Source organism: Peptidiphaga sp. (genome assembly GCF_057238965.1).
In genome coordinates, this window is sequence record NZ_DBHHEV010000005.1 from 10,840 (window position 1) to 18,549 (window position 7,710).

General features: G+C 64.6%; 7 protein-coding genes. All 7 read left to right on the forward strand.

Features of this window, described 5'->3' with window-relative positions; all coding sequences use genetic code 11:
- On the forward strand, positions 1 to 895 hold an 895-nt coding region (cas6e, locus tag ACO48X_RS01355), incomplete at its 5' end, for a type I-E CRISPR-associated protein Cas6/Cse3/CasE (protein WP_484999814.1).
- 4 nt (positions 896 to 899) lie between these two features.
- On the forward strand, positions 900 to 1,847 hold the full coding sequence (gene cas1e, locus ACO48X_RS01360; protein WP_484999816.1) for a type I-E CRISPR-associated endonuclease Cas1e: 948 nt from the start codon (positions 900 to 902) through the stop codon (positions 1,845 to 1,847).
- A 14-nt stretch (positions 1,848 to 1,861) separates the two neighbouring features.
- The gene (gene cas2e / locus ACO48X_RS01365; RefSeq protein ID WP_484999818.1) at positions 1,862 to 2,266 is read left to right on the forward strand and encodes a type I-E CRISPR-associated endoribonuclease Cas2e; all 405 of its coding nucleotides are present in this window, start codon (positions 1,862 to 1,864) and stop codon (positions 2,264 to 2,266) included.
- Between the two features lie 1,568 nt (positions 2,267 to 3,834).
- Positions 3,835 to 4,803, forward strand: a complete 969-nt coding sequence (locus ACO48X_RS01370; RefSeq protein WP_484999820.1) for a hypothetical protein — start codon at positions 3,835 to 3,837, stop codon at positions 4,801 to 4,803.
- A gap of 233 nt (positions 4,804 to 5,036) precedes the next feature.
- Positions 5,037 to 6,101, forward strand: a complete 1,065-nt coding sequence (locus ACO48X_RS01375) for a 3-isopropylmalate dehydrogenase (protein WP_484999822.1) — start codon at positions 5,037 to 5,039, stop codon at positions 6,099 to 6,101.
- Between the two features lie 135 nt (positions 6,102 to 6,236).
- Positions 6,237 to 7,370, forward strand: coding sequence for a branched-chain amino acid aminotransferase (locus ACO48X_RS01380; protein ID WP_484999824.1), 1,134 nt, complete (start codon positions 6,237 to 6,239; stop codon positions 7,368 to 7,370).
- A partial coding sequence (locus tag ACO48X_RS01385; RefSeq protein ID WP_484999826.1) for a lipoate--protein ligase family protein occupies positions 7,324 to 7,710 on the forward strand: 387 nt, incomplete at its 3' end. The genes ACO48X_RS01380 and ACO48X_RS01385, both read left to right, overlap by 47 nt.

Consider the following 7,710-nt stretch of genomic DNA (forward strand, 5'->3'; position numbering starts at 1 on the left):
GTTCGCGAGAAGGCTGCTCGGCTCGCCGCAGGTGATGCACGCGGTCGTCATGAAGGCGTGCGATCTCGGGCAGAGCATTGACGGCGACGGGGGTGATCCGGCCGGAAGCACGTCGGAGGTTTTGTCTGCACAATCCGAAACCTCGACGTCGGTCGGTGTTGAATCGTCGTCGGCCCGCGCAGAAACTTCTGCGGCTGGACGTGTGCTGTGGCGGGTCGACCAAAGGGCCTTCGGCGTCGCCCTGTACGTGCTTTCGCCAATGCGTCCGGACATGTCGCAAATTGAGGCGGACGCGACTTCGTCGCAGATGGCTCGCACGCTTGATTATGAAGGTTTCCTTTCTCGGCTCGCCGAAGGGCAAACATGGGCTTTCAGACTCGCGGCAAATCCTGTTCGCAACGAGAACAGGGGGCCGAACGAGCGGGGAAAACGGCATGTGCATGTGACTGCGAGGCAGCAGAGAGACTGGCTGCTCAGGCGCGCTGAGAAGCAGGGGTTCTCGATCCCGATGGTCCCCGACGAATCGGGGCTCACAAGGCCCGGTGGGGACGGCAAGGTCAAGCGCGTTGAAACGGGAGACAACGGCGGACTGGGATGCGACGCCGCACAGGGGCGAAGCGCTGCCGCAGTCGAGACGTTTGAAGGGTTGGCCAAGCAGGGCGACGATCCGAATGATCGCGTCTCGCTTTTGGTTGTCCGGCGCGAGAAACCGGTGTTCGACAGGAAGGATCGCGAGACACAGAAGTCAGGCAAGGTCACGATTGGGCGCGTCGTTTACGAGGGCATTCTCCGGATCGAGGAAGTCGGGGCCTTTCGCCAGATGCTCGTCAACGGGCTCGGCCCGTCGAAGGCATACGGCTGCGGTCTCATGACCTTGGCGCGCCCGAGGGAGTAAAGCCATGGCGCGCCTGCTTCCCGTTCCCGTTACGGCGCTTCCTCGCGCAGCCGACCGGATGTCCTTTCTCTACTTGGAGCATTGCGTCGTCCATCGCGAGGACGGCGCTGTGACGGCGCGCGACGACAAGGGCTTGGTCCGGGTTCCGGCGGCGTCGCTTTTGGCTGTGCTGCTGGGCCCGGGGACCTCGGTGAGCCACCAGGCGATGTGCCTTTTGGGCGAGTGCGGGACCACCGCAGTGTGGGTCGGCGAGCGCGGGGTTCGCTACTACGCTCACGGCAGGTCCCTGGCGACGTCGAGCAGGCTTCTCGTGGAGCAAGCGGCTCGTGTCTCCTCCCCGCAAAAGCGGCTGGCGGTCGCGAGGAAAATGTACACGATGCGTTTTGCAGGCGAGGACGTCGACGGATTGACAATGCAACAGCTGCGGGGGCGGGAAGGCGCGCGAATTCGTTCCGTCTACCGTGAGAACTCTAAGCGCACGGGGGTGCCGTGGAAGCGCCGCGAGTACGAGCACGACGATTTTGACGCCTCAGATCCGATCAATCAGGCGCTGTCTGCCGCGCACGCCGCACTCTACGGGGTGATCCACGCCGTCGTCGTTTCACTGGGATGCTCGCCGGGACTGGGATTCGTTCACACGGGTCACGAGCGTTCCTTCGTCTACGACGTCGCCGACCTCTACAAGGCGGATGTGACGATACCGATCGCCTTTGACGTCGTCGCCGAAGGCATGAGCGACATTGCCGCGACAACCCGGCGCCGGGTCCGCGACCGAATATTCGAGCTGAAGGTGATTGAGCGGTCGGTGCGAGACATCCACAGGCTTTTCGAGGTCGACGAGGGGGAGGAGCTTCAGGTGAACGTCGTCTCTCTGTGGGACTACCAGCGCAAGGCCATCGCGGGCGGCATGAACCACGCACTTGCCTTAGAGTCTTTGGACGACGAAGAGTAAGGCTGGGCAGCCGCATGGTCGTAATCATCCTTTCTGCGGCGCCCGCCGGGCTTCGCGGCGCGTTGACCCGGTGGCTGCTCGAAGTTTCGACAGGCGTATTCGTGGGGCATCTTTCGGGTCGCGTCAGAGATCAGGTGTGGGAACTCATCGCAGAGAATCTCGGCCAAGGCAGAGCGTTGATGATCTATCCGGTCAGGTCGGAACAGCGATGCGCGATCCTCTCACTTGGGCACGATCGCACACCGCTCGACGTCGAAGGAATGCTCGTCATGCAAAGCCCTTGGAAGGCAGTCGAAGGCGGTGGGCGCAACAGCGAAGGCAAGCAAAGCTTCTCCGCGTCCGGCGTTTCTTCGACCCCCAAAGAGTCGTGGTCGATCGCCGCGCGAAGGCGTCGTTTCGGAGGCTCTCGACGGCGATAGGACCGCATTTTAGTAAGAGATGAGTTGTGTGCTGTCCGCGACAGTCGGCGCCGCAGGATGCTTCGATGTGTTTAGACGTCGAAGTGCCCGATTCGCGGCGGTTTCGGCGTCGTCAGGACCCTTGATCGCCAATGGTTTTCGCTTATGAACAAAGCAAACTTGAGGCGTTTCGCACCGTGGACGTGGGTGGCGGCAGATGGGGGAGGGCGTGGGACAATGGCATTGTCGTTTCACGCACCACAGGAGTGTTGCTCATGTCCAAAAGATTCAACCCACCGCCGAACTGGCCGCCGGCGCCCGACGGGTGGACCCCTCCTGCTGGTTGGAGGCCCGATCCCGCTTGGGGCCCGGCTCCCGCTGGCTGGAACTTCTGGGTGGAAGACATCGACGTCGATGCCACCCTTCTGCCCTCCGCCTCGTCGCCGTCCGATTCGTCCGATTCGCCGTACGCGCCCGACTCTTCGCAGGCACCCGACGATACCCGCTTCCCCGACGATTCGAATTCCTCGGTTAATTCGCCTGCCGCGGGAGGATCGCTTTCCGCCGGAGACTCCGACGAGTCTGACCGGAGCTCGAACTCAGCTGACGAGACCATTTCCCGCTTGCCGAGGCGTTCCTCGAGGAGAAGAAACGGCTCTGGCGCGCACGCCGCGCCGCCCGAGTCGCTGAGTTCGCAGCAGACTCGGGATCGCTCTGACCAGGCGAATGCCGCGCCCGGCCCCGCTTTCAGGGCCGGCGCCGCGCCAGAGTCTTCACGCCCGAGGTTTGCCCCGGCGAGCTCTGCGCCCGCGGGCTCCGCCGGAGGCGGGCAGCCTTTCGTCCCCGGAGGGCGAAACGTCCCGGCCGGGGGCCAGGGCCCCTCGGAGAGCGGCTCCGCTCCGAGTGCCTTCTCAACTCCGTCGGCCTACTCGGCGCCAAGTTCGGAGCCTCCAGCTCCCGGCTCGCGGCAAATTGAATCTGGCGGTGCGCAGCCGACGTCCGCTTCGGGGGAGGCAGGCTTTGGCTCCGAGCAGCCTCCGGGGCAATCTGCCTTTCGCCCGGGGCGGCCTCCGTTCCATTCGGGACTGGCGGACCTTGGGGCCGGGCAGCCAATCCCCGGCGGGGGTCAGTCGGAGCCGCGTTCGGCTCAGTCGGCTCCTGGTGCAGGGCAAGCAGCGCCCGCGCGGCCTCCGTTCGGTGCGCACGCGCCGGGCCCTTCGCAGGCTGGGCCGGCGCCGTCGGCTTCGTCGTCGCCCTCTGCTCAAAGTGCCGGTTATCAACCGACCGAGCGATACAGCTTCGCCGACCAGCCGGGTTTCCAACAGCCGGGTTCGTCGGGCCAGCCGGATTTCCAAGGTTCGTCGGGCCAGCCAGGGTTCCCTCCGTCGGCTTCTTCGGCTCCATCGGGTTTTGCGGGCCCGGGCTCGTCAGGCCAGCCCAGGTTCCAGGGCCCTTCAAGCCAGCAGGGGCCCGAGGGTTCCTCGGGGCGGTCGGGATTCACTCCGTCGGCCGGCCCACAATCGGGATTCGCTGCGCAAGCCGGGATCGGGCAGCCCGCGGAGCCTGGAACTCCGGCCCCCGAAAGCCAGATGGCGGGAGGGGCGCTCCCTGGGGCGGGAGTCGACTACTCCGCCCACGGCCAGGGGTTGAGCCAGCCGACCTACGGAGCCTCGTCGGACTTCGGGACGGGCATGCCCTTCGGTCTTGACGGAACGCCCCGGAAGTCCTTCCTCACAAGCAAAGCCGGTTTAGCGGTCCTATCGGTGGTGGCTGTCATCGCCATCGCGGCCGCGATCATCTTCGTGCCGAAGCTCATGAAAGACGACAAGGACGACGGACCCACCGCCAAGTCCTCGCCGTCCACGTCCGCGACGACGTCGCCTCGAAGCAAGAGTCCCGACCCCGACGAGCCGACAGACGACGAAAGCACTCCGGCGAGCACGGTCGCCCCCTCCAAGCCGACCCGGCCTGCGCTCACCGGCACGTTCAAGGAGTACCAGGGCGACGGCCCCCAAACGATAGACATCCAAAAGCCCCAGGGAAGTCAGCCTGTTCTTCTTTACTTTGAAATCAACCCGGCGTCGAACTACGGATTCTTCCTTGTCGAGGCGCAGGATGCCGGCGGATCGCAAACGGAACGTTTCGGGGGAATGGTCAAGGACGAGAAGACGACGGGCACCTTCCCGCTCGACGCCTTCGCCAACGGGAAACAGACGGCGAAGATCAGGGTGACGGCTCCCGGCCCGTGGATGATCCGCGTTTATCCGATCTCTTCTATTCCGAGGGTCTCGAAGGGTGCGACGATAGCAGGAAACTCGTATGAGGCGTTCTTGTATCGCGGGGGCGAGGCGTCGGCGACCTTCAAGTACGTTGGCAACACCTCCAAAGGGCGAGTCACCGGCACCCTGTGGCCCACCGACGGCAGCTCCAAAGCGAACTCTTTCATCAAAGAACAAAAAGCAGCCGTAGAAAAGGACGTCACAATCCCGGCGAAGACCGGCGAAAGTTTGATTTTGATCGACACCACGGGAGGCAATTGGTCCCTGGAGATCCCGTAAGCCCGATCGCCTGACCCTGGAGATGCCGCAAGCCTCGAAATCCTACGGAATGGGCGCTTCTGCGGGGCGTCCCGCGCGGCGCCCAAACCCCGTTGTCGATGCGAGCCCGAGCCCGTCAAGGCCGGGCTCGCATCCCGTTCGCCTTGGCTTCGAAGGCAAGCCGACCCAACGCGAAGGCCGTCCGAATAATGAGATGAGAATCCCGTATTTTGAACAGCCGATATCCTAGATCCATGACGTCCATAGACCTCGCAGTGATTCCCGGCGACGGAATAGGCCCCGAAGTTGTGGCGGAAGGCCTGAAGGTTCTCGATGCCGTGCGCGAAACCCTCGGCGGGCCCGAAATCGCAACCCACACATACGACCTTGGCGCTCGCCGGTACCTCGCAACGGGCGAGACCCTCACGGACGCGGACCTCGAAGACATCAAGGCGCGCGACGCGATCCTTTTGGGGGCGATAGGCGATCCCCGAGTCCCCTCTGGCGTGCTTGAGCGCGGCCTCCTCCTCAAGCTGCGTTTTGCTCTCGACCATTACGTCAACCTTCGGCCAAACAGGCACTATCCGGGAGTGCCGACGCCGCTGGCCGCCCCGGGCGACATCGACTTCCTCGTGGTTCGCGAAGGGACCGAGGGGCTTTACTGCGGCAACGGCGGCGCCGTCCGGCAGGGAACCCCCCACGAAATAGCGACCGAAGTCTCAGTCAACACCGCCTACGGCGTAGAACGCGTGGTGCGATATGCCTTCGCCAAGGCCCAAGCGCGCCCCCGTAAGAAGCTCACATATGTGCACAAGCACAACGTGCTGGTCAACGCCGGCGGGCTGTGGCGGCGCGTCGTCGAGGAGGTCGGCGCAGAGTATCCCGACGTCGCAGTCGACTACATGCACGTGGACGCCGCGACGATCTTCCTGGTCACCGATCCCGCCAGATTCGACGTGATCGCGACGGACAACCTGTTCGGAGACATCCTCACCGACGAAGCCGGCGCGATAACCGGCGGGATAGGGCTTGCCGCCTCCGGGAACATCAACCCCGAGAAGGGCTTTCCGTCCATGTTCGAGCCCATCCACGGCTCGGCCCCCGATATCGCGGGCAAGCAGATCGCCGACCCCACGGCGACCGTCGCCTCGGTGGCTCTTATGTTCGACCACCTCGGGCTCGCCGAGCACGCCCGGGCGATCGAGAAAGCGATCGAATCCGACATGGCCGCGAGGGCTGCTGCAGCCGAGGCGGGCACGCCTTTGGAACGTTCGACGTCGGACGTCGGAAACGCCCTCGCGGCCTTGGTCCGCGGCTGAGGCGCGGGCCTTGCCGCACGCGGGAACGGGCGCGCGGCGAGCCGTGCGGCGCATGGATCGCCGAGGCGATCGGAATCGTCCGGCGCCCGATCTGGCACTAGAATCGACTCATTGCCCCGAGAAAGAAGTGATGTTATGAGTTACACGGATCTTGAACTGGCGTCGATGGAGGCGGTGCCCGCCGCCGACGACCTCGCCGGCACATGGGATGTCAGGCCCAACCCGCATCCGGCGAGCGAGGCCGAGCGCGAAGGAGTGCTCGCCGCCCCGGGATTCGGAAAGCAGTTCTCCGATCACATGGCCCACGCCGTGTGGACGCCTGACAAAGGGTGGCATGATTTCAGGATCGAAGCCTACGGCCCGCTCTCCATGGACCCCGCCGGCGCGGTGCTGCACTACGGCCAGGAAACGTTCGAGGGGCTGAAGGCCTACCGTCACGAGGACGGTTCGATCTGGACGTTTAGGCCCACGTACAACGCGGCCCGCCTCAACCACTCCAATCGCCGGTTGGCTATACCCGAGTTCGAACATGAGGCCTTCATCGGATCGCTTGTCAACCTCGTGCGCCAAGACGCCGCGTGGGTTCCCGACGTCCCCGGCTCCTCCCTCTACCTCAGGCCGTTCGTCTTCGCATCCGAAGCGTTCTTGGGCGTTCGCGCCGCCGAACGCTACGATTACTTGGCAGTCGCATCGCCTTCAGGCGCCTACTTTGCCAACGGCTTCCAGCCGATCGACGTGTGGGTGGAACGCGACTTCCACCGCGCCGGCCCCGGAGGGATGGGCGACGCGAAGACCGGAGGCAACTACGCCTCATCGCTCCTGCCCAAAACGATCGCGCACGAGGGCGGATACGACGAGGTCATGTTCCTCGACGCCGCCACCGACACGAACATTGACGAGCTCGGAGGCATGAACGTCTTCGTCGTGATGTCCGACGGGTCGATCCGCACCCCCAAGCTCACCGGCAACATTTTGGCGGGCTGCACGCGCTCGTCGATTCTCCAGCTTTTGCACGACGACGGCGCGGACGTCCGCGAAGAGACCCTTGCCTTGGCGGATGTGCTGGCCGGAATCGAGAGCGGCGCCGTCGCCGAGATGTTCGCCTGCGGAACCGCTGCGGTCATCACGTCCATCGGCTCGCTCTCCGGCAAGGATTTCCGAGTGGAGATCCCCCGAAACGAAGTGACGAGAACGATTTACGATCGAATCACGGGAATCCAGCTTGGAAAGGTCGAGGACCGCCACGGTTGGCTCTATCGGCTCGCTTAGTCGAGCGGCGGATCCCGGCGTCGGCCGCTCTTCAAAGCCCGGCGCCTACCGCTTTCCGGAGCCCGACGGCGCTCGCCTTTCGGAGGCCGACGGCGCCGCCGGCCTCCCCTCCCGATTCGACCTGCTCGAATCGCGCCCTCTTTCGATCGCTTTGAACCTGGCGCTCGACCACGCCGTCGCAGAGAGCGTCGCAGGAGGCGTCCGCCCCGCAGCTGTTCGCCTCTGGAATTGGAGTGAAACGGCGGCGGTGATCGGCTCCTCGCAGTCGTTGAGCAACGAGATCGACGTCGAAGCCGCTAAAGAACGCGGAATCGCACTGGCGCGGCGGGCAAGCGGGGGA